Origin of the sequence: Streptomyces sp. NPDC088923 (genome assembly GCF_044749745.1) — a bacterium.
Lineage (GTDB): Bacteria > Actinomycetota > Actinomycetes > Streptomycetales > Streptomycetaceae > Streptomyces.
In genome coordinates, this window is the sequence record NZ_JBIVIO010000001.1 from 1728951 (window position 1) to 1750490 (window position 21540).

At 73.6% G+C, this 21540-nt stretch carries 20 protein-coding genes; 11 read left to right on the forward strand and 9 right to left on the reverse strand.

The genetic code is table 11. From position 1 onward, the window contains the following. Positions 1 to 20: 20 nt before the first annotated feature. Entirely contained in the window at positions 21 to 1643 is a 1623-nt protein-coding gene (locus tag ACIP4O_RS07835) for a right-handed parallel beta-helix repeat-containing protein (protein WP_401572762.1), read from the forward strand. Positions 1644 to 1741: 98 nt separating this feature from the next. Here the strand turns inward: ACIP4O_RS07835 and ACIP4O_RS07840 are convergent, their stop codons facing one another. Further along, positions 1742 to 2419, reverse strand: a complete 678-nt coding sequence (locus tag ACIP4O_RS07840; RefSeq protein ID WP_401572764.1) for an NUDIX domain-containing protein — start codon at positions 2417 to 2419, stop codon at positions 1742 to 1744. Between the two features lie 82 nt (positions 2420 to 2501). On the opposite strand from ACIP4O_RS07840, the gene ACIP4O_RS07845 reads away from it, so the two are divergent. Continuing rightward, complete coding sequence (locus ACIP4O_RS07845; protein ID WP_401572765.1) at positions 2502 to 3260, forward strand: DeoR/GlpR family DNA-binding transcription regulator; 759 nt, start codon at positions 2502 to 2504, stop codon at positions 3258 to 3260. 85 nt (positions 3261 to 3345) lie between these two features. Beyond that, the gene (locus tag ACIP4O_RS07850) at positions 3346 to 3957 is read left to right on the forward strand and encodes a histidine phosphatase family protein (protein WP_401572767.1); all 612 of its coding nucleotides are present in this window, start codon (positions 3346 to 3348) and stop codon (positions 3955 to 3957) included. An 84-nt stretch (positions 3958 to 4041) separates the two neighbouring features. On the opposite strand, the gene ACIP4O_RS07855 is transcribed toward ACIP4O_RS07850, so the two are convergent. From ACIP4O_RS07855 to ACIP4O_RS07870, 4 genes are all read right to left on the reverse strand, one after another. Then, on the reverse strand, positions 4042 to 4530 hold the full coding sequence (locus ACIP4O_RS07855; protein WP_401572769.1) for a DinB family protein: 489 nt from the start codon (positions 4528 to 4530) through the stop codon (positions 4042 to 4044). 108 nt (positions 4531 to 4638) lie between these two features. Further along, the gene (locus tag ACIP4O_RS07860; protein WP_401572771.1) at positions 4639 to 5673 is read right to left on the reverse strand and encodes a hypothetical protein; all 1035 of its coding nucleotides are present in this window, start codon (positions 5671 to 5673) and stop codon (positions 4639 to 4641) included. 77 nt (positions 5674 to 5750) lie between these two features. Beyond that, positions 5751 to 6191 (reverse strand): SRPBCC family protein, encoded by a 441-nt coding sequence (locus tag ACIP4O_RS07865; RefSeq protein ID WP_401572773.1) that lies wholly within the window; start codon positions 6189 to 6191, stop codon positions 5751 to 5753. Between the two features lie 166 nt (positions 6192 to 6357). Next, a complete protein-coding gene (locus tag ACIP4O_RS07870) occupies positions 6358 to 7116 on the reverse strand; it encodes a YqjF family protein (protein WP_401572775.1) in 759 nt (252 codons plus the stop codon). A gap of 282 nt (positions 7117 to 7398) precedes the next feature. On the opposite strand from ACIP4O_RS07870, the gene ACIP4O_RS07875 reads away from it, so the two are divergent. Further along, positions 7399 to 7785, forward strand: a complete 387-nt coding sequence (locus ACIP4O_RS07875; protein ID WP_401572777.1) for a hypothetical protein — start codon at positions 7399 to 7401, stop codon at positions 7783 to 7785. A gap of 510 nt (positions 7786 to 8295) precedes the next feature. Here ACIP4O_RS07875 and ACIP4O_RS07880 read toward each other — a convergent pair. Both ACIP4O_RS07880 and ACIP4O_RS07885 read right to left on the reverse strand, forming a co-directional pair. Next, a complete protein-coding gene (locus ACIP4O_RS07880; protein WP_401572779.1) occupies positions 8296 to 8499 on the reverse strand; it encodes a DUF397 domain-containing protein in 204 nt (67 codons plus the stop codon). Next, on the reverse strand, positions 8474 to 9337 hold the full coding sequence (locus ACIP4O_RS07885; protein ID WP_401572781.1) for a Scr1 family TA system antitoxin-like transcriptional regulator: 864 nt from the start codon (positions 9335 to 9337) through the stop codon (positions 8474 to 8476). The genes ACIP4O_RS07880 and ACIP4O_RS07885 overlap by 26 nt, the downstream gene beginning before the upstream one ends. Positions 9338 to 9456: 119 nt before the next feature. Between ACIP4O_RS07885 and ACIP4O_RS07890 the strand changes: the two genes are divergently transcribed. From ACIP4O_RS07890 to ACIP4O_RS07905, 4 genes are all read left to right on the forward strand, one after another. Then, on the forward strand, positions 9457 to 9690 hold the full coding sequence (locus ACIP4O_RS07890) for a hypothetical protein (RefSeq protein ID WP_401572783.1): 234 nt from the start codon (positions 9457 to 9459) through the stop codon (positions 9688 to 9690). Beyond that, on the forward strand, positions 9687 to 9902 hold the full coding sequence (locus ACIP4O_RS07895; RefSeq protein WP_164282531.1) for a hypothetical protein: 216 nt from the start codon (positions 9687 to 9689) through the stop codon (positions 9900 to 9902). The genes ACIP4O_RS07890 and ACIP4O_RS07895 overlap by 4 nt, the downstream gene beginning before the upstream one ends. Positions 9903 to 10202: 300 nt before the next feature. Continuing rightward, positions 10203 to 11609, forward strand: coding sequence for a hypothetical protein (locus ACIP4O_RS07900; RefSeq protein ID WP_401572785.1), 1407 nt, complete (start codon positions 10203 to 10205; stop codon positions 11607 to 11609). A gap of 159 nt (positions 11610 to 11768) precedes the next feature. Continuing rightward, complete coding sequence (locus ACIP4O_RS07905; protein ID WP_401572787.1) at positions 11769 to 13265, forward strand: DUF4157 domain-containing protein; 1497 nt, start codon at positions 11769 to 11771, stop codon at positions 13263 to 13265. Between the two features lie 91 nt (positions 13266 to 13356). Here ACIP4O_RS07905 and ACIP4O_RS07910 read toward each other — a convergent pair whose 3' ends face one another. Next, the gene (locus tag ACIP4O_RS07910) at positions 13357 to 14586 is read right to left on the reverse strand and encodes a M23 family metallopeptidase (RefSeq protein WP_401572789.1); all 1230 of its coding nucleotides are present in this window, start codon (positions 14584 to 14586) and stop codon (positions 13357 to 13359) included. A gap of 192 nt (positions 14587 to 14778) precedes the next feature. Beyond that, positions 14779 to 17592, reverse strand: a complete 2814-nt coding sequence (locus ACIP4O_RS07915; protein WP_401572790.1) for an AAA family ATPase — start codon at positions 17590 to 17592, stop codon at positions 14779 to 14781. Between the two features lie 377 nt (positions 17593 to 17969). Here ACIP4O_RS07915 and ACIP4O_RS07920 point away from each other — a divergent pair, with 377 nt between their 5' ends. The 3 genes from ACIP4O_RS07920 to ACIP4O_RS07930 all read left to right on the forward strand — a co-directional run bounded on the left by ACIP4O_RS07920 (position 17970) and on the right by ACIP4O_RS07930 (position 21528). Beyond that, complete coding sequence (locus tag ACIP4O_RS07920; protein ID WP_203606183.1) at positions 17970 to 18623, forward strand: response regulator transcription factor; 654 nt, start codon at positions 17970 to 17972, stop codon at positions 18621 to 18623. A gap of 185 nt (positions 18624 to 18808) precedes the next feature. After that, a complete protein-coding gene (locus ACIP4O_RS07925) occupies positions 18809 to 19474 on the forward strand; it encodes a DUF4255 domain-containing protein (RefSeq protein ID WP_401572791.1) in 666 nt (221 codons plus the stop codon). 14 nt (positions 19475 to 19488) lie between these two features. Beyond that, complete coding sequence (locus tag ACIP4O_RS07930; protein WP_401573883.1) at positions 19489 to 21528, forward strand: ATP-binding protein; 2040 nt, start codon at positions 19489 to 19491, stop codon at positions 21526 to 21528. The last annotated feature ends 12 nt before the right edge of the window (positions 21529 to 21540 follow it).

A 21540-nucleotide genomic window follows, 5' to 3' on the forward strand; every position in this document is an offset into this window, starting at 1 on the left:
CGCCCGACAGGAGCCGACACATGGACAGACGTACGTGGATGAGGGCGACCGGCGGCTTCCTCGGCGGCCTGACGGCGGCGCAGGTCCTTGCGGGGGCTCCCGCGACCGCTGCCCAGCCGGGAGGTTCCGTTGTCGACGTACGCGAGTTCGGGGCTGTGGGCGATGGCTCCACGGACGACACCGCCGCCTTCCGCGCCGCGCTCACCGCGGCCCGGGAGGGCGTGGGAGGCGCGGTGTTGCTGGTGCCGCCCGGCTCGTACCCGCTGAGCGAGTCGCTGCGGCTCGGACCCGGCACGACCGTGCATGCCTACGGCGCCCATCTCTTCCGTACCGGCGACACGTCCTCGCTGCTGAGGAACTATGCGACGGGCGAGGGGCCGGTGGCCGGGTACGAGGGCGACGGCGGCATCACCGTGCTCGGCGGGACGTGGGACATGCGGGGCAGCCGCTTCCATGCCACCTGCCCCGCCTTCGTCCTCACCCATGCGGAGGGTTTCGTCGTACGGGACGTGACGATCCTGGACGTGCCGGAGGCGCACGCGATCGAACTCAACGCCGTGCGACGCGTACGGATCGAGGACTGCCTGTTCGACGGCGTGTGGGTCGCGCCCGGGGAGCCCGCGGTGCCGAACCGTCATGAGGCTGTCCAGATCACCGGCGCGACCCACGCCGCCAACCTGCCCGCGCCGCAGTACGACGGAACACCGTGCCAGGACGTGCTCATCTCCGGCTGCACGGTGCGCAACACGGCCTCCACCACGACCGCGCCGTACGACGCGCTGTGCGGGGACCACTACGTTGCGGCACCGGAGGGGCGGCGGCCCTTGCACCGGGGCATCCGGGTGCTCGGCAACAGGGTCGAGTCGAGTGGGGCGTACGGAATCCGCGCCACCGACTGGCAGCAGTCCGTGATCGCCGGCAACACCATCGAATCGCCCCAGGTCACCGGCATTTACGTGAGCTCCGGTTCCGGCAACCCGCTGGAGGACATCACGGTGAGCGACAACATTGTCCGGGGCGCGGGCACGGGCGGGGGCATCGTCGTCTCCAACACGGAGAGCGGCCGCAACAGCGCGATCTCCGTGATCGGCAACACCGTGCGCGACACCCGGGGAGAGACGGGAATCTACGTGTCGCGGACGGACGCCGCCGTGATCGACGCGAACACCGTCGTGGTCACACGGCATCCCTCCGGCGGCAACGCGCAGGGCATACAGGTCCAGGAATCACCGCACGCACGGATCACCGGGAACCATGTGACGGACATCGACGGCGACGGCATCGGTGTGGACACCGGCTCGACGGGGGTGCTCCTCGCGCACAACACCGTCCTGGGCGCGAGCCGCAACGGGCTGGCGCTCGCGTCCTCCGACATCGCCGCGCACGACAACCGATTCCACGCCACGGGCTCGGGCTCGGGCACTTACGCCATCCGGATCGGCGGCAACGCGGTGAGCGTCTCGTGCCAGGGGAACGTCTCCCGGCCGGGGGAGGGCGACACGGCGGAGGCCGCCATCGGCGTGATGGCGGGCAGCCGGGGAACCTGGATCACCGCGAACGACCTGCGCGGCTGGGGGACTCAGGGGCTGCTGGACAAGGGCACGGGGACGGTGGCGAGCAACAACCCGAGCGCCGCGGTGTAGGTTCCGGCACTTCCCGGGCCCGGTCCAGCGCGCGGCTTGCCTCGGCCCCGTTCAGCAGGTCCCCCCGGCACCCCTGCCCCGTCCCCCTCGTCGCTCCGTCATCTCCTCGTCCCGTCGTGCCGGAACGGCCCCTCCAATGCCGCCCAGTGCAGCAGCATCACTGTCTTGGCGTCGGCTATGCGGCCGTCGCGGATCATTGACAGGGCCTCGGTGAAGGGGAGTTCGAGGACTTCGATGTCCTCGCCCTCCTCCTCGACGCCGCCGCCCCGCGTCACGCGGTCCGCGGGGGTGTACGGGGCCGCGTAGAAGTGGAGGCGTTCGGTGACCGAGCCGGGGCTCATGTACGTGGCACAGACGTGGGTCAGGGGGCCGAGGCGGACGCCGAGTTCCTCCTCGGCCTCCCGGCGGATCGCCGTCTCTGGGCTGTCCGCGTCGAGCAGGCCCGCCGCCGCCTCGACCAGCATGCCGTCCGGGTGGCCGTTCACGTAGGCCGGGTAGCGGAACTGGCGTGTCAGCAGGACGCGTTGGCGCGCGAGGTCGTACGGCAGGACCACCGCGCCGTCCCCCCTGTCGTACGTCTCGCGTTCCTGCGTCTGCCAGCGGCCGTCGCGGCGGCGGTACGCGAATCTCGTACGGCGCAGGACGTGCCACCCTTGCGAGGTCAGCTCGACGTCCTCGACCACGACGTCCGGGTTGCGGTCGAGGTCGCGCCCGGCCTGGTCGAGGCCGGTGCGGCCGCGGTGGTCGGGGATCTCGATGCCGGGGCGGTCTGCCACGGTGGGCTCCTGGGGGTGTTCGGGTGGGGTGGACGAGCGGTAGACTACCCGCAAGAACGTGCAAGAACAGGAGGGAATGTGCATGCTTGCTGCTGAACGCCGCGATCACCTCCTCGGTCTGCTGACGAACGAAGGCAAGATCATCGCCAAAGACGTCGCCGCCGACCTGGGGATCTCCGAGGACAGCGTCCGCCGCGACCTCCGTGACCTGGCCGCCGAGGGCCTGTGCCAGCGGGTGTACGGGGGCGCGCTGCCCGCCTCGCCCGCCGTCGCCGGTTACACCGCGCGGCAGGCCGTCGCCCCGGACGGCAAGCGGAAGGTCGCCGCGTTCGCCGCGAAGCTCGTGCGCCCGGGGAGCGCGGTCATCCTCGACGGCGGTACGACCGCGCTCGCGCTCGCCCGCGCGCTCCCGCACGAGCTGCCCTGCACGGTCATCACGCACAGCCCCACGATCGCCGCCGCGCTCCTCGACCACCCGCGCGCCGAACTCTTCCTCCTCGGCGGCCGTCTCTTCAAGCACTCGGCCGTCACCTGCGGCGCCGCCGCCGTCGAGGCCGCGCAGAACGTGACCGCCGACCTGTGCCTCCTCGGCGTCACCGGCGTGCACCCCGAGGTCGGCCTGACGACGGGGGACGCGGACGAGGCCGCCATGAAACGCGCCCTCGCCTCCCGCGCCGCCGAGACCTACATCCTCGCCTCCTCCGAGAAGATCGGCACCGCCTCCCGCTTCCGCGTCCTGCCCTGGCAGAAGATCACGGGCCTCATCACGGACGCCGACCCCACCGACCCGGTCCTCGCCCAGCTCAGGGGGCTGGGCGTGGAGGTGCTGCGGGCGGGGTGAGGGGGCGGGTGAGGGAGTCACGTCGGAACCGTCGCACCCGCACGGACGTCCCTCCCCCTGTCCCGAACACGTCCCGGAGGTCACCTTGCCCGCCATCCGCTTCGTGCACCTGATTCGCCACGCCGAACCCGCGCCCGACGGCAGTGGGCTCAGCGCGCGTGGGCGCGAGCAGGCCGCGTTCCTCGGGGAGCGGCTGGCGCGGTTGCCCCTCGCCTCTCTCCATCACGGCCCGCTTCCCCGCGCCGCCGAGACGGCGGGGATCATCGGGGAGCGCGTCGGCGTGCGGCCTCAACTCGCCGAGACGGCGGGCGACTACGTACCGTACGTGCCGCGACGTGACGAACTCCCGTCCCACCTCGCCGACTTCTACCTCGGCTTCCTCGCGGACACTTCACCCGAGGAGGCCCGGACGGGCGCGGAACTCGCCTGTCAGGCAGTCGACCTGTACACCGGTCCCGCCGAAGGCGACACCGTCCGGCACGACGTCGTCGTCACTCACAACTTCCTCGTCGCCTGGCTGGTGCGCGAAGCCCTCCACGCCCCGGCGTGGCGCTGGCTCGGCATCAACCACTCCCACGCCTCGCTCACCACGATCCGCCACACGCCCGGCCGCGCCCCCTACCTCCACGTCCAGAACGATCTGAGCCACCTCCCGCCCGAGCTGCGCTGGACGGACCGGCCGGAGGAACGCGTCTGAGCGCTCGCGCCCTCGCGGGCCCCGTGCGCGGCGGGCCCGTACCGCCGCGCACGCCGGGCCACCGGGCAGCCGAGCGCGCGGGGCTCAGCGGGGGCCCAGGCCCGTCCGGCCGTCGATGAGTTCGCGGACGGCGTCCAGGTGCCCGGCGTGCCGCGCGGTCTCCTCGATCATGTGCAGGACGATGCCGCGCACGTTGCCGAACTCCTCCCCGAGCGGCTCGGGATGGCGGCCGAGCGGGGCGGCGGCGAGCGGCGTGCGGGCGAGCACGGCGTCGGAGCGGCGGCACTGGTCCGCGTAGAAGGCGAAGACGACCTCGGGCGGTCGCGGGGTCGTCAACGGGGCGGGGTCGTCGGGCCAGTCGAGCGGTTCGGCCTTCCCCAGGACGACCTCCTGGAACCAGTGCCGCTCCGCGTACCCCAGGTGTTCCACGAGCCCGAGCGGCGTCCACCCGGAAGGCAGCACCGCCGTGGTGAGGGCCCGCGCGTCGAGCCCCTCGACCACTGCGAGCACGGCGGCGCGCTGAGCCGCGAGAAACACCGAAAGAGCCTTCTTCTCCGCGCTGTCCGTTTCCATGCGGGGCATGCTGACAGGTGCCACTGACAACGGCACCCAAGTGGCGGGAGTGCAAAGGCACTTCGGTGCCAAACCGCACGTGCCCGGCCCCCGGCCCCCCCGGCCTCGTCACCCCTTCGCCCAGTACGCCGCCCGCATGTTGCCCTCCGCGACGTCCCGGCGGGGCAGGCTCAGGCCGAGGGACGTCTCCAGGGCGTGGAAGTAGAGCGCGTACGTGTCGGTCACTTCGGGGTGGTCGAGTTCGGCGCGGCGGATCGCGCGGTTGAGGAAGCCGAGTTCGCCGCCGCGTCGGTAGGGGGCGCGGCCGTACTCGTAGGCCAGCAGTTCCAGGGCGCTCCAGTCGCCGTCGTCGACGCTGCGGCCGTCCTTCACGTACTGGAAGGTGTAGATCGCCTTCGCCATCGTGGCCGTGAGCCACACGCTCTCCCTGATCCCGAGCGCCGCGTACGCCTCCTTGTCCGCGCGGGCGCCCGGCGGGGTCTCGTGGTGGAGCAGGTACGTCCAGCCGCCGGCCTGCCCGTAGCCACAGCTGTCCCACTCCCGCTCGTCGTGCGTCCTGCCGCCGTCCGCGGCCCGGAGGTCCCGCAGCCGGGTGCCCTCGGCGACCTGCGCAGGGTCGGCCCCGTACAGCAGGGCGAGGCGCTCGGCGTCGACCGGCTGTCCCGGGGCCGTACGGAAGAAGGCGAGGCACGTGTACGGGTCCTGATCCCGCCAGGACTCGGCGATCCACGCGAGCCCGTCGAGCGGGTCGCGGCCGCACGACGCGAGGGCCCCCGGGTCGTCCAGGTTGCCGCCCCGGAAGCGCCTGCCCCACACCGGGTCGATCCGCCCCAGCGTGTCCGCCACCTCCGTCAGGTCCTCGCTCAGCTCCCGTATCGCGGTTTCGGCGATGACGTAGAGGACCTCGTCGAGAGCGCCGGTCACGAAGCTCTCGCGGAACGCGGCGACCCGGCCCCGTACCGTTCCGTCCTCCTCCAGCAGCAGGCACAGGCCGCCGGTCCCCTCCTCCTCGGCGGCCTCCGCGTACGCGTCCCACTCGTCCTCCGTGCGCGCGAGGAAGGGGAGCGGGGTGTCGCGGAGCAGCGGGTGCGAGGCGGCGGTGCGCTGCCAGGAGGTGGTGAGTGCCTGCGGGGTGATCTTCATGGGGGCAGCCTAGGAAGGGGCACCGACAGTGAGGTGCCGGTCTGCCGGGCCTCCCGTCCCTACGCGCCGTCCTGCCCCTACGCGCCGTCCCGTCCCCGGCCCGCCTCCAGCTCGGCGAGCTTCTGGAACTCGCCCAGGTCGTAGTTGGCGAGGGTCGCGTCGAGGTTGGTGAGGGCGCCCAAGTGCTCGACGAAGCCCTCGGGTTCGTACTCGATCTGGAGTGTGACGCGGCTCTCGGTGGCGCTCAGCCGGTGGAAGGTGACCACCCCGGCGTGGTGCACGCCCTCGATCGTGCGCCAGGCGATGCGCTCGCCCGGGACGACCTCGGTCAGCTCGGCGATGAACTCCTTGTCCACGCCGGGCAGGGCGAGTTGCCAGACGAAGGTGACCTCGTCCGTCCGCTGGACGTGCTTGACGTGGCTGAGGAAGGCGGGCCACCGCTCCACGTTCTCCCACAAGCCCCAACTCACCGCCACCGGGGCCTTGATGTCGACGGCTTCGAGCAGCGAGGACGCCATGAGGGATCTCCTTGTCCGCGGGGAGGTGCCCGGCCGGTCGGCCGGTCCACGGGCGAGTACCCCGTCTCGCGCGGAACTCTCCCCGCGGGTCCGGCCGCCCGCGCCGTCGCGCGACCGAGGACGCGCGCGGAAGGCCCCGGCGGAGGCGCTCCCGAGCCGGCGGTGGTCACGTTCCTGCCACGGGCCGGACGAGGCGGCCGAAGCGGACGCTGACCCCGGGGGAGTAGAGGACGCTCAGCGGCGGTCCGGCAGGTGTGGGCAGCCCTGCGGCGGCGATCAGCTCGTCCTCCACGTGGAGGAGTTCCGCGCGGTGCAGGGGCCAGCGGGGATGGATGTTGGGCAGGTGTCCCGAGCGTCCGAAGAACGTGTGGTGCATGCCCCAGCGGGCCGTCAGGAAGTGTTCCAGAGCGGTGGGCTCCTCGATCCGTCCGCCGACCCGCAGGGCGATGCGGCTGTGCGTGCCCCGGGGGCCGGGCAGGCGTCGGCGCGTGCGGTAGCTGAGGGTGTCCGCCTTGCGGGTGACCTCCATGCGGGCCCAGCAGTACGGCAGTTGGAAGAACACGCGGGCGATGGCCACCGGCAGCAGCCGGGATGCCTCCAGGGAACGGAAGACCACCGCGCGGCGCCCGTGCCGGTCGACCGAGTACAGGCGCACGTTGGTCTCGGGGAAGGTCCCGAAGTACGGGATGCCCGGGAGCCCGAACCAGCCCACCCCGCGCATCCGGAAGGCCACCAGACCGACGTAGGTGCGGTCCTCGTACAGGTCCGGCACCGTGCCGGCGGGGAGGAGGGGAGCGACGTCGGCCGGGTCCGCCGCCCAGTGGAGGAAAGCCACGTCGAGCCAGGACTGGGTCAGCAGGGTGTGCGACAGGCGGCGCACCGGGTCGGGTGTGATCGCTTCCACGGAGGGAGGGGTGGGTGCCATGGCGGCAGCGTGCCCCACGCGACCGGTTCGACGCCGGACGAGGCGCCGCGGTTCGGCCACGTAGTTCCCGGTCTCCCCCGGAGCCCGGTCGGCGGTCGCCGGGGCGCGAGGCGTCCCACGACCGGGTGATTCGCCCCGGAGATCCCCGGCTTCGGGACCCGTGCGGGGGCTGTCCCGTACCGCTCCCGCCCGTCCGCCCCGCGCGGCCGTCGTGCCGGTGGCGTGCCCTACCGTGGCGCACCGATGGCCCGGGATACCGCCCGGTTCGGAGAGGGGTGCGGCGTGCACGGTGGCCTGACGGAACACGCGCGGTGTCTGTTCGGGGACGAGTACCGGGAGGTGCCCGAGTGCGGGCTCGAACACCGGGTGCACTACTTCGTCGAGGAGCTGACCTTCGCCGCGCCCGACGACATCCTCGCGATGCTGCACACGCTGTGCCCGCACGGGGTGGACGGGGCGCTCCCCGTCTGGGTGCGCAATCTCGCGTACCGGCTCGTGCTCCTCCAACGCCCGGACGAGCCCGCCCTGCTGCGCGAGGCGGCCGGGAGCCTGTGGAAGCACGGGCCCGACTGGGACGAGATCGCCACCGGCTTGCGCCGCCGCGCGGAGTTCCTGGAGGCGGAGCCGCGCACCTCCGTGCCGGAGCAGGAACGATCTGCGGCGGGGTAGGTGCCCGGGCGTTTCCGGCGGGGCCCGCCCGCCGCCGGAACGCCTCATTTCCCGTACGCCGCCAGGGAATCGCCTCACCTCCCGTACACCGCCAGGAACACGTCCACCCCCGCCCGTACCAGTCCCTCCGCGTCCGCCCCCGGCCCCTCCGTCTGCACCGCGTTGGCCGTGAGCTGGATGAGCTGGAGCGCCGCCGTGGCCTCGGACCCCGGCGGGACGGCGAGCAGCCGGGGCGACGGCCGCCGGTGTTCCGTCCGGTCGGGGCGCGAGGAATGAAGGTGCTGGAATTCAGCGGGTAGCGTGGGGCATTCACGCGGCGGCCGGGCTTGTGCCCCGCCGCCCGCGCGATGGTCGCCGGGCCTGCGAAGGCGACCAGGGGGCGGCGGAACGGGGTACGCCTCGCGGCGGACGGACGGCGCGCTCCGGCTGGCAGACCGGGTTTGCCGACCGGCTTGCGGTGCTGCTCACGGGGCGGCCCCGGCCGAGTGGTGACGGCGGGGCCGGGGGCCCTCAGCGGGTGCGGTCGGCGGCGAGGTGCGAGAGGAAGGCGGACCAGGCGGGGGCGGCGAAGGTGAGGTGGGGGCCGGTGGGGGTTTTGCTGTCGCGGGTGGCGCAGCCCGTGGGAGAAGGGGCTACTTCTACGCACTGGCCCCCGTCAGGGGCTGAGTAGCTCGACTTGCGCCAGTTGTTATCCACGCTGCCCTGGAGGTGCACTGTCTGGGTTTCCTTGACTGAGGGACTCGATGAGTTCGAGCGAGGCACTTGGTGAGAGCGCTGCGCTTCGCAGTTGAGCGTAGACCTCGAAGGCGCCGTCAAGGACACTCGCTTCGTCGCGCATGATTCCGTTGTACAACGCCTCTGTATGGAGGACGGGCGGCAGGTCTGCGAAGCGCAAGAGAGTGAAGGAATCCAGCATGACGCCGGTTGCGCCCGCTGAGAACGGCAGCACTTGGACGACGGCACGCTTGGAGTGAACCTGGTCGACCAGGTGGAGCAGTTGTTCATGCATCGTGTCAGGGCCACCAACAGGGGTTCGCAGCGCGGATTCATGGATGACTGTCCAGAGCTGCATGTGGTGTGGTGCACCGAGACGGGCGCCTCGTTTGGTGCGCGATTCAATGAGTTCCGCGATCTCGTCGTCATCAACGGGTGCATGAGGCCGGTAGGCGCGAAAGAGGGCTTCGGCGTACCGCCGCGTTTGCAGGATTCCGGGAACGCGATTGGACTCGAAGACGTAGCAGGCGACTGCTTCCCGCTCCAGCTCAAGGAATGAGAGCACGTGCGGGGCAAAGACTGGTTGGTCTTCGATCAGCTTCTTGACGAACCGCCAGAAGGTTCCGCCCGTCTTCAGCGCATCGTCGAGCCGCTTCGCCACATCCTCGTTCGGCTTGCGACGGCCTGCCTCGAACTGGGCGATGTAGCTGGCCGAAACGTAGACCTGAGCCGCCAGTTCAGCTTGCGTCAACCCGGCAGCCTCGCGCAGCCTCCGCAGCTCCTCACCGAAGTACTGCCAGGTGAGGAGGCGGAGAGGGTCGCCGGGGGAGATGGTCATGCGTCGGCTCCTTAACAGTCCCGGTGTCAAGCGGTGGCTACTTCACAACGTAAGCGCAGCGCAAGAGCCTTGAGGGGCGGAATCCGCGAAACGACCCGATCTACTGACGGAGTGAACCCATGCCCCCCAACTCCCCCCGCCACGCCCCCGCCTGCGTCTCCGATGCCGAGGACGCCGTTGCCGAACTCCGGGCGGCCCTCGCCGTCCACGGGCTCCGCCTCCCCTCGCTCTCGCTCGATCTCGCCTCCGTCGCCCGGGAAGCGCCCTGCCCGCATGTCACTCTCGGTGGGTGCTCGCCCGAGCTTGCCGCGCGGCTCGCCGCCGTGTTGCGGCGGAAGGCGGTCGGCGCGTGACGTTCAAAGCGGGGGCCTACGTCGTGGACACCGTCACCGGCACGGTCGGCATCGTGGAGGCCGCCGCCCCGGAGGTCGTCGTGCTGCGGCCCATCGGGGGCGGCGCGCTCTGGGGGCGCAGGACGAGTGAGGTGCGGCTCGCCGAGACCATGGAGAGGTTGCGGGCCGAGACTCTCTACCTCAACGCCCGCAGCCGGGGTGAGCGGCTGTAGGCGCAGCGCGCCGACGGGTGGGCACGGCGTCAATGCCGCGCCCACCCGTTCGTCCTCCCGGGGGTGGGCGGCAGGCCGTTTTCGGTCAGTACGGGGGAGACGTACGGGGCCGGGGCGCTCCCCGGGGCGCCTGTGCCCGTACGGCGAGGGGTGCGCCCCGCCCCCGTACCGGAAAACCGTGGCCGAAACCGTGCCGCCACACTTGGCCAGCGCTTGCGGAGTGCGCTGTACGGGCCCGTACCCGCGCGCTGTAGTGCTGCTCCGTGGCGGCCCCGGCCGCCGAAGTGAAGGGGGAGCACCATGACCACGCCTTCCGCCCCGCTCCGCGTCAGTCTCGTCAACGGCAGTTTCGAGGCGCCCGTCGTCAGCGGGTTCGAGATCCTGCCGGACGCCTCGCAGCCGCAGGCGCGCAAGTACGTGCCGGGGTGGCGCACGACCGCCACCGACCACATGGTGGAGATCTGGCGCACCGGCTTCAACGGCGTCCCGTCCATCGACGGGCAGCAGTTCGCCGAACTCAACGCCAACCAGGTCTCCACGCTCTACCAGGACCTGCCGACCACGCCGGGAACGAAGCTGTACTGGCGGCTCTTCCACCGGGGGCGGCAGGGGCGCGACACGATGGCGCTGGACATCGGTCCCGTCAACGGGCCCGTGGAACAAGGGCGGTTCACGGACGGCAACACCGCCTGGGGCCGCTACACGGGGACGTACACCGTCCCCGCCGGGCAGGCGCTCACCCGCTTCGCGTTCCGCTCCATCTCCGCCGCCGGGGGCAACCGGGGCATCGGGAACTTCCTCGACGGGATCTTCTTCGGCACCGCGCCCCGCGTCGAGCTGACCAAGATCGCCGTGCCGCAAGGGCCCTTGGACGTCGGGGACGTGCTCACGTACCGCGTCACGGCGCGCAACGAGGGCGGCGGACCCGCCGAGAACCTCGTGCTCACCGACGTACTGCCCGAGCACACGACGTACGTGCCCGGGTCGCTGCGGGTCGTGGAGGGGCCCGGCGCCGGGGTGAAGACCGACGCGCGCGGCGACGACCAGGCGTACTACGACGCCGCCGCGCGCGCCGTCGTCTACCACCTCGGTACGGGCGCGAGCGCGACGGCGGGCGGCAGCCTCGCCAACACCGCTGATCTGCCCGGTGGTTCGACGATCGAGTACCGCGTACGGATCGATCTCGCGGCGGCCGGCACGAGGCTCCTGAACACCGCGAGGGCGACGTACGAGAACCGGCTCGGTGACCAGCCCGAACCGCTCACCGCGAGCTCGGACGAGGCCGCCACGGACGTGAACCCGGCCGCCGACCTCAGCCTTGTGAAGTCCGCCGATCTCACGAGCGTCACCGTGGGGCAGACCGTCACGTACCGGATCACGGTGCGCAACGCGGGGCCGAACAAGGCGACGGGCGTGGTCGTCGCCGACCGGCTGCCCGCGAGCCTCGTCTTCCTCTCCGCCAAGGCGCACCCGGGGAGTTGGGAGGCCGGGGCCGGGCGCTGGACGGTCGGTGACCTGGCGGTGGGCGCGAGCGCGACGCTCGTCCTGCGGGCGAAGGCGACGCGCGCGTGCCGCCTCACGAACACGGCGACCGTGACCGGGCGTGAGCTGGACCCGGCGCCAGGGAACAACGGGGACAGCGTCGTCGTGTGCGTCGAACCGGCGCCGCAGTGCTGCAACTCCTGTGTACCGCGCGAGGGTTGCTAAGCGCGGAGGTGTGACGGGGAGGCCGGGGGCCCGTACGCGTCCCGGCCTGCGCCCCGGGTGCCCCGGGGCTTGGAGGACTGCCCTCGCGTACCTGGCGCGCGGCCGGGGGGCCGGGTAGGAAGGGTGGGTTGCTGCCTCGTACGGGAAGAGCTTCGCTCCATGCGCGCACAGGAGAAGAACGGCGATTCCGCCCGCGCCGCCGACCGGCGCGAGGCGCGGTCCGCCCGGGCCGCCGGGCCGCTCGGCCACCTCGCCGGGGCCGGGAACGCCGCCGTCGTACAGTCCCTGCGCGCCGCCGGGCACCCGTGGGTGCAGCGAGCGGCCGAGGAGGACGAGCACCGGCATGCTCCCGGGTGCGGGCACGGACCCGCCGTGCAGCGCTCCGCCGTGCACGACGTGCTGCGGGGTGCGGGGCGGCCGCTCGACGCGGGCGTACGGACCGACATGGAGGCGCGGCTCGGGGCCGACTTCTCCGACGTACGGCTGCACGACGACGCCCCGGCGCGGGCCTCGGCCGCCGAGGTCGGGGCGCGGGCGTACACGAGCGGCAGCCACGTCGTACTCGGCGACGGCGGCGGTGACCGGCACACGCTCGCGCACGAACTCACCCACGTCATCCAGCAGCGCACCGGGCCCGTCGCCGGGACGGACAACGGGGCGGGCCTCAAGGTCTCGGACCCCTCGGACCGCTTCGAGCGCGAGGCGGAGGCGAACGCCGTACGGGCGCTGGCGGCGGGCGGCGAACACGCCGGCGCGGGGGGACACGAGACCGTGCAGCGGGCCGAGGCGGGGCAGGTCGCCGGCGGAGGGCCCGTGGTGCAGCGGGCGTACGATCCCGACGACCCGGAGAACGTGCAGAATCAGCTCTACCTCAAGCACTGGCAGGAGAGGACGAACCCCGAGGAGATGGGTGCGAGTCCCCAGCGCGTCGACGACGGCGTCGGGTACAAGACCGAGGACATCCTTGACCGCATCGGGAAGCAGCTCCTGGAGGAGCTGGCCAAGAAGGAGACCGATGCGCCGCAGCTCAAGCTCTACCGGGCAGTGACACCCGCCGAGGCCGAGCAATTGCGCGCCCACTGGCGCGGCGGCCAGCCCGCGAGGGACGAGAGCTACATCCTCCGGGGGCCGGAGGGGCGAAAGCCCGATGAGAAGCACCACAGCCACAAGGGGCCCACCCTCGGCAGCCACCTCGGCGACACCGAGCAGGCCGAGGACTACTACCAGGCGAAGAAGGGGAACGACGTCAAGCTGTGCTTCACCCTCAAGCCCGGCGCCCACGAACTCCTCTTCAGTGACGCATACATGGCGGTCGCTCCAGACAGGAAGCTGGACGTCTTCCAGCAGGTGCCCGAACTGGGCGGAAAGCACCGCCTGGCCACCGAGAACGAGGGTACGCGGGAGGGCTTCATCGGGCTCAAGGCGGAGGAGCGGGAACAGCAGGAGATCCCGGGAGCCAAGGCGGGTAGGCCGCGCAAGAAGCAGTCCGCCAAGTACACGCCGCAGGGCGGAGACTTCAGCATCTCGCTCGCCGGGAAGGCCAAACAGACGAGCCCGAGCCGCCTGCTGTTCCAGCTCTTCGTCGCGGACGTAACGGTGGAGAAGAGCAAGCTGCCGCGCCAGTTCCCCGAGGGCGAGTCCTTCGTGCACCCCTGATCCCCGGTGGGTCCCGGCCTGCCGTCGGGACCCGGGGGCCGGCCCGGCGCCGGGGGTCCGACGGGTTCGGGCGCCGCTCGCCGCCGGGAACTCAGCCCCCCGCCCCCAGCCACGGCATCGGGTCGTTGTAGTAGCCGTCCCTGATCACCTCGAAGTGCAGGTGCGGGCCCGTCGAGAGGCCCGTGGAGCCGACGTCGCCGAGGAGCGTGCCCGTCGTCACGTGCTGGCCGTTCGTGACGTGCATCGCGGAGAGGTGGCTGTACGTCGTCTGCACGTGCGCGCCGCTGATCGTGCCGTGGTCGACGACGATCCGGTTCCCGTACGCCTTCGTCAGCGCCGCGAAGACCACCGTGCCCTCGCGCGCCGCCGTCACCGGGGTGCCCTGCGCGGCGGGGAAGTCGACGCCCGTGTGGAGCTTCGTCACGTGGGTGAGGGGATGCTCGCGGGTGCCGTACGGGGAGCTGACGGTGTGGGTCGCCGAGGGCCAGGCGAGGACGGCCGAGGTCGGGGCGGCGCCCTGGCCGGGGGTCGCGTCGCCCTTGTCGAACGTCTTGTAGTGCTTGGCGAGCTTCTCGATCTTCTTGACGTACGCGGTCCCCTTGGCGGGGACCTTCCCGGCCTTCGTGACCTCCGCCGTGCCCGTCGTGTACGCGGCGAGTGTGAGGTCGAGGAGGTCGCCGTTGACGGTGCCGCTCGTACGCGCCTTCGTCACCTCGTCGGCGAGCGCGCAGTCCTGGCGGCCGAGCGCCATGATCGCGTCGACGGGCTCCTTCGGGGACGACGTCCCGTTGCCGTCCGCGTCCTTGCCCCACTTCTTCCAGGCCGCCGCGTCGAAGCCGGCGATGCCCGTGGGCCCGGTCAGCGCGGCGCTGTCCGTGTTCCAGCCCGACTCGGCGTCGATCTGCGCGGCCAGGACGGAGGGCCGCAGCACCGTGCACGCGCCGGCCGCCTGCTTGAGCCACGGCACGAAGGAGTCGTCCACGAGGGCCGTCGCGTCGGACTCCTCGGCGGCGGGGGTGCGCGCGGCCCCCTCGTCGTCCGCCTCGGAGCCGGGGAGCTTCCCCGCCACGGTGAGGAAGACGACGGAGCCGACGAGGACGGTGAGGCCGGGGAGGGCGAGGAGGGTGAAGGGGCCGGGGCGGCGGCGCTTCTTCGGGGGCTTCGGGGCGTCCTCCGGCGGGGAGGCGCTCTCCGGCGCGGGTGCGGTCTCCGGCGCGGGCGGGTCGTATGGCGCGGATGCGAAGTGCTCGGGCTCGTGCGCGGGCTGTGCGGGGCCGGGAAGGGGCTGTTCGGGCCCGGGAATGGGGGACGGCTCGTTCACCGGTCGGGACTTCCTGGAAGAGGGCCACTCGGGCCGTGGGAAACACGGCTGCCGGGCCGCGAGAGACGGCTGCCCGCCGGACCCTACGGGAGCGGGGGCGTGACGTCAGGAGCCGGGAAGGCAGGGACTGGTGTCCGGGCGGGCAGCCCGGCCCGCACGCGAGGTCTCTCCTCGGCCCCCCGCAGGGGGCCCTCACCCCCGCCACCCCGGCGCCAGCGCCCGCGCCAGTTCACCCCGCCTCCGTATCCCCAACTTCCGGTATGTGTGCGTCAGATGGGTCTCCACCGTGCGCAGCGCCAAGTGCAGCTGCGCCGCTATCTCGCTGTTCGTGCGGCCCTCCGAGGCCAGGCGGGCGATGCGGTGTTCGCCCGCTGTGAGCACCGCGCCCGACGCTCCCGCCGGGCCCGCCGGGCCCTTCGTGCCGAGGGCCGTCTGCGCCTCGGCCCGCAGTCGGATCGCGCCCGCCTGCTCCGCGCGGCCCGCCGCCTCGCGCAGCGCGGGCAGGCCCGCCGCGTCGTCGCCCGCCGCGCGCAGCGCGCGACCGTACGACAGCAGCGCCTCGATCAGCTCCGTCTCCGCCGGGGAATCCCGCAACAACTCGACCGCTTGACGCAGGAGTTCGAGCTTTCCCGTCACCACGCCCAGGACGCGCAGCGCCCTGCCGACCGGGCGCGGCGTGCCCCACACCCGCGCGAGCCGCAGCTCCGCCTCGACGAGCGCGCGCGCCTCCTCCCGTTCGCCGAGCGCGAGCCGGCACAGCGCCGCCGCCGAGCGCCACGGCGTCACGACCGGCGAGACCACGCTGCGGCTCGCCTGCCGCCGCCCGCACTCCAGGAAGTCGTGGAGCGCCGCCGTCGTCTCACCGCTCGCGGCGCGCAGCAGCCCCCGCGCGTACAGGAAACGGTTCAACTCCCAGGAATCCGGGGCCTCCCGCAGGTCGAAGCCCTCCGCGAAGTGCTGGGCCTCGCGGAGGCGGCCCGTCTCGACGAGCGCGATGAGCGCGTGCGCGTCGCCGTTCGCCGGGCCGGGCTGCCGCAGCGCCGCGGAGCGGGCCCGCGAGGCGGCGAGCACCCAGTTCCAGGCACCGCGCGCGGCCGCGATGTCGGTGCGGATGTTGTGCAGCGCGTGGTGCATCGGGTGCAGCACCGAGAAGGTACGGCCGAGCAGCGCCCGGTCCACGAGCCGTTCCGCCTCGTCCAGCTCGTCCGCCCACTGCGCGACCGCCGCGAGCGTGCCGAGCAGGAAGGGCTCCGCGAGCGGTTCGGCGGGCTCCGCCAGCAGGGCGCGGATACGCCGTACCGCGTCCCGCGCCGAGCACGCCCCGGCCGTCACCTCGTACCGCAGCAGCAGCGCGCGCCCCGCCGGGCCGACCGCCGCCGGGCAGCGGTCCGCCTCCTCGCCGAGCCAGTCGTACATCTCCCTGCGCAGCTCAAGGTCCCGGTCCGAGAGCTGTACGAGCGCGACGCGGGCCGCGCGCGCGGGCGCCGAGTCCGGCGCCTCGTCGGCCGCGCCGCGCAGCACCTGCGCGCCCGCGCGGGTCTCGCCGCGCCCGAAGAGCGCGGTGCCGAGCGCGATCGCCGCGTGCACGCGCTCGTGCGCGGGGGCGGGCAGGCGCACGGCCTCGACGAGGCGCGGGATGCCGTCCGCCGCCGCGTCGAAGAAGTACTCCAGGGAGCCCAGTTCGGTGAGCAGCCGCCGTCGCAGCGTGTCGGGGAGCGGTTCGTGCAGGGCGCGGCGCAGGAAGGCGGCGGCGTCGTCGAGGCGCGCGTCGTCGAGCGCCGCCGTCGCCGCGTCGCCCAGGACCCGCGAGGCCCACGGGGCGCCGACCGTGCCCGCGTGCAGGAGCCGCCTGGCCACCGGCTCCGCGCGGTCCCCGCGCCGCAGCAGTGCCTCGGCCGCCTGGCGGTGCGCGAGTTGGCGGCGCGCGACCGTCCACCCCGCGAGGACCGCGTCCCGCAGCAGCGGGTGCGCCCAGCGGACCGCGCCCGGCTCGCCCGTGAGCGGCCCGAGGTGCGTCATCGCGGTGAGCCAGCCCGCCGTGCGCGGCGCCTCCGCGCCCGCCGCGCCCGCCAGGACCTCGGGACCGCGCGCGCCCCCGCCCCGCTCCGCACGGGGACCCTCCGTCTCCTCCAGCGCCGCGAGCGTCCGCGCCACCCGCCCCGTCGCCGGGCCCGCGCGCTCCAGCCACCACGCGACGGCCGCCGCGTACGCGCCCGGGTAGAGCGCCGCGCAGGACTCCGGCACCCGCTCGGCGGGCAGTCCCGCGAGGTCGTCGAGCAGGGCGTGCAGGAGCAGCGGGTTGCGCGCCCCGGCCCGTACGACCTCGGCGACCCACGCCGCGTCCGCCCCGGGACGCGCCGCGCGCACGAGCGCCTCGGCGGCCTCCTGGCCGAGCGGTGCGAGCGTGTGCGTACGGACCAGGTCGGGCGGGAGCCGGTGGGTGAGCCCGGCGGGGCGCAACTCGACGTCGTACTGGCTGCGTTCGGTGGCCACGACGAGCACGGGCAGCGTGTCGATCCGCTCCGCCGCGCCGACCAGCCAGCGGCGCGAGGCCCCGTCGGCGTGGTGCACGTCGTCCACCGTGACGAGGACGGGACCCCGCTCGGCGTACGCGCGCAGGGTCTCCCAGCAGGCGTCGGACTCGGCCTGCGCGTCCGCGCCGTAGAACGGCGGCCGGCCCTCCGGTCCCCGTCCGAGGAACTGCCGTACGGTCCCCAGCGCTTCGCCGTCCTTGTCCGGGGCGCACCGCGCTCGCAGCACCCGCACCCCGCGCCCGGCCGCGCCCGCGGCGACCGCGTCGAGCAGCGCCGTGCGGCCCGTCCCCGTCGCGCCGCGCAGGAGCACGAGGCGGCCCCGGCCCGCGCGGGCCCGCGCGGTCTCGGCGGCGAGCAGGGCGAGGGCCTCGGCGCGCTCGACGAGGGGGGCGGTGGGTTCGGGCCCGGTGAACCCGGGTGCGGGGGCGGCGGTGCGGGGGGTCGGGGAGGCGTCGGGGTCCGTGCGGGTCATGGCTGCCTCCTGAGGGGTGCCCGGTGGGGGACCGCTCGGGGGAGCGGTGGCGCGGGGGCGGCGGGGGGTCGGGTGGGTGCGAGGGCCGCGGGGACGTGTGCGGGGACCGGGATGGTGAAAGAGGGTGTGGTGACGGTGGGTGGTGTCGTAGTGTCGGGCTGAGTGGTGAAGACGGGGTGAACGCGCCTGTGGTTCCCGTGGACACCGGGCCCGGAGGAGTCGGCGCCGCGGGGCGGATCGTGGGGCGCGGGCGGCGTTCTCGTGGTACGGATCGTGGTCGGCCACGATTGCGCGGGGCGGGTGCGGCTCGTGAGGATGGTGGTGACCGCGACGTCCTCCGGCTGCCGCCGGGGGCTGCACCACCGATACGGGGAAACCTGTTGATACAGAGATCCGGTACGCCGGCGCACGACGTACGGGAGCGGATCGCCGTGACCGTGACGGCGTCCGACCCGCTCACCCGAGAAGGAGCCGTCAGCCAGCTGCGGCGTGAACCCGAGATAGAACTGCGCGAGGAACCGGGCCCGGGGTCCGTGGCGCTGCTCATCGAGGAGGGACTCGACGAGGACGCGTTCGCGCGCCTGCGCCGCGCCGTGCGCAGCGAGGGCTCGCGCGCGGTGCTCGTCGTGGGGGCCGTGCGCGAGAGCGAACTCCTCGATCTCATCGAGTGCGGCGTACGCGCCGTGGTCTGGCGTCGCGAGGCGACCGGACCCCGCCTCGTACAGGCGGTACGGGTCGCGGCGCGCGGCGAGGGGGAACTCCCCGCCGATCTGCTCGGACGCCTCATCAGCCAGGTCGGGACGCTGCACCGGGGGAACGGTGTGGCGGGCGGTACGACCCTGGGGCTCGCGCCGCGTGAGGCGGATGTGCTGCGTCTGGTGGCCGAGGGGCTGGACACCGGTGAGATCGCCGGGAAGCTCTCCTACTCCGAGCGCACCGTGAAGAACGTGATGCACGGTCTCACCACTCGGCTCCACCTGCGCAACCGCGCACATGCCGTGGCTTATGCCTTACGGCAGGGTTATATCTGACCGAAAAGACGGCAATGCCTTTCGCGAGAGTGAAAATGTGACCGAACCGGTAACTTATCAGGCGGCTCAGGCCGACTGACGGTCGCCGGTGCGCGGCACCGCGTGCCCCGCCCACGGAGAGCCCGCGCGAGCCGCCCACGCAAAAGGGCACGTGAGACGCGTGCCACGACGAGGAGAGCACCGCGGTGATCCACGAGGTCGACGAGGTCGTCAAGAGCCTCCTGGGCGGGGGAGGACTGGCCGGCACGGGGATCGACATCTCCTTCGAGGCCCCCAGCCGGGACTGGGCGGCACGGCGTACGGGGCCCTCGGTCAATGTGTACCTGTACGACATTCGCGAGGACGTGAACCGGCGTCAGCGGGGGCAGGTGCCCGTCAAGGACGCCCGTGACATCGTCGTACGACGCAAACAGCCCCCGCGCTGGTTCCGCCTCTCCTACCTCGTGACCGCCTGGACCCGCACGCCGCAGGACGAGCACCGCCTGCTCTCCGCCGTGCTCGCGACCCTCCTGCCGCACGAGCTCCTGCCCGCCGAGACCCTTCCGCCCGCGCTCGCCGCGCTGGGCCTCTCGGTGCCGCTCAGCGTCGCGAGCGCGCAGACCGAGGCGCGCTCCTTCGCCGAGATCTGGTCCGCGCTCGACGGCGAGCTGAAGCCCTCGCTCGACCTCGCCCTCACGGTGCCCTTCCCGGCCTACCCCGAGTACGACGCGGGGCCGCCCGTCACCGAGGGCGCCGCGGTCCGCGTGCGGGCGGTCGGGGAACCGTCCCTCACGAGCGAGCGCGCGCACACGCCCCGGCAGATCGAGGCCGCGCGCGAGGCGCGGCGCGGGCGAGTGGAGGAGGGGCAGTGAGCGCTCCCGCCGCCATGACCACGAGGGCCGGGGCAAGCCTCCCCGCCCGCCTCGAAGCCCTCCGGCGGCGCGTCGCCGACCTCGTCGCCGACCGGGCGGCCGGCGACCCCACGGCGGACGACCCGCTGCGCGGCCTCTACATCTCGCCCGACACCGTCCGCAGGATCCTCGACGGAGCACCGGGCGAGGACGGCGGCCCGCCGTCACCGGGCGAGGACGGCCGCCTGCTGTCACCGGGCGAGGACGGCCGCCTGCCGGACGGCGCCGAGGCCGCCTCCCGGCCCGTGCCGCCGGAACCCGCCCCCGGCGGCGACCGCTTCGCCGCGCTCGCCGCGCGCTGCGGCCTCACCGCCACCGAGCAGGCGCTCCTGCTCCTCGCGCTCGCGCCCGACGTCGACCGTTCCTTCGAGACGCTGTACGGGTACCTCAACGACGACGTGAGCCGCCGCCGCGCCACCACGGGGCTCGCCCTCGATTTGTGCGGCCTCTCCGCCGCCGACCCCGAGGCGCGCGCCCGCTTCCACGCCTCCGCCCCGCTCGTCCGCCTCGGCCTGCTCCGTGTCGACGAGCCCGAGCTCCCCTTCCTCGGCCGCGTTCTGCGCGTACCCGACCGCCTCGTCGCGCACCTCCTCGGCGACGACACGCCCGATCCCGCGCTCGCCGGGCTGCTCGGGCCCGTCCCCGCGGCGCCCCCGGACCGGCTCACCGAGCGGCTCGCCGCGCTCCTCGCCCGGCCACTGCCCCCGCTCACACACCTGCGCGAGCGGCGCGAGGGCGACGGGCTCGCGTGCGCGGGCGCCGCGCTCGCCGCCGCCGGGCGCGAGGCCCTGCACTGCGCGCCGCCCGAGGACGGCGAGCTCCCGGCCGAGGCGCTGCTCCTGGAGGCGCGACTGCGCGACGCCGTCCTCGTCGTCTCGCCGCTGCCCGCGCAGGCCGCCGCGCTCGTGCGCACGCTCGCCGCGGGCGAGGTGCCGCTCGTCCTCACCGGGCAGGCCGCCTTCGACCCCGAGTGGGGGGCCGCCGTGCTCCTGGACGCGCCGCCCGCGCACGCGCGCGCCGCCGAACTGTGGGCCCGCGCGCTCGGTACGGAGCCGGACTTCGACCTCGCCGCGACCGTCGCCCCGTACCGCCTCCCCGGTGCCCGCGTGCGCCGCGCCGCCGCCTCGGCGCTCGAACTCGCCGCCTTCGACGGCACCCCGCTCACCGCCGCCCACCTGCGCCGGGCGGCCCGCCACCACACCTCCTCGGGGCTGGAACAGCACGCGCGGCGCATCGTCCCCGACGTCGGCTGGGACGATCTCGTACTGCCTCCGGACCCCCTCTCCCACCTGCGCGAACTCGCCCTGCGCTGCCGCCACCGCGAGCAGGTGCTCGGGGACTGGCGGCTCAGCGCGGGCGGCGGCAGGGGGCGCGGGGTGCTCGCCCTCTTCGCGGGCGAGTCGGGCACCGGCAAGACGCTCTCCGCCGAGGTCCTCGCCCATGAACTCGGCCTCGACCTCTACGTCGTCCAGCTCTCCTCCGTCGTCGACAAGTACGTGGGCGAGACGGAGAAGAACCTGGAGCGGATCTTCGGGGAGGCCGACCGCACGGATGCCGTGCTCCTCTTCGACGAGGCCGACGCCGTCTTCGGCAAGCGCTCCGAGGTCAAGAGCAGCCACGACAAGTACGCCAACATGGAGAGCGCCTACCTGCTGCAACGCCTCGAAGCCTTCGACGGCATCGCGGTCCTCACCACCAACCTCCGCGCCAACATCGACGACGCCTTCACGCGCCGCCTCGACCTCATCGTCGACTTCCCCTTCCCGGACGAGGAGCAGCGCCGCGCGCTGTGGCGGCACAGCCTCACGCATGTCCCGCACGTCCCGGACCTCGATCCGGGCGACTGCGCGCGGGACTTCGAACTCGCGGGCGGCGCGATCCGCAGCGCGGTCGTGACCGCGGCGTACGCGGCCGCCGCGCGCGGGGACGAGGTGACGGCGGCGGACCTGCGGACCGGGGCGGTGCGCGAGTACCGCAAGGCGGGGCGGATCGTGATGGAGGACGTGGGGTGGTGAGGGCGGCGGCCC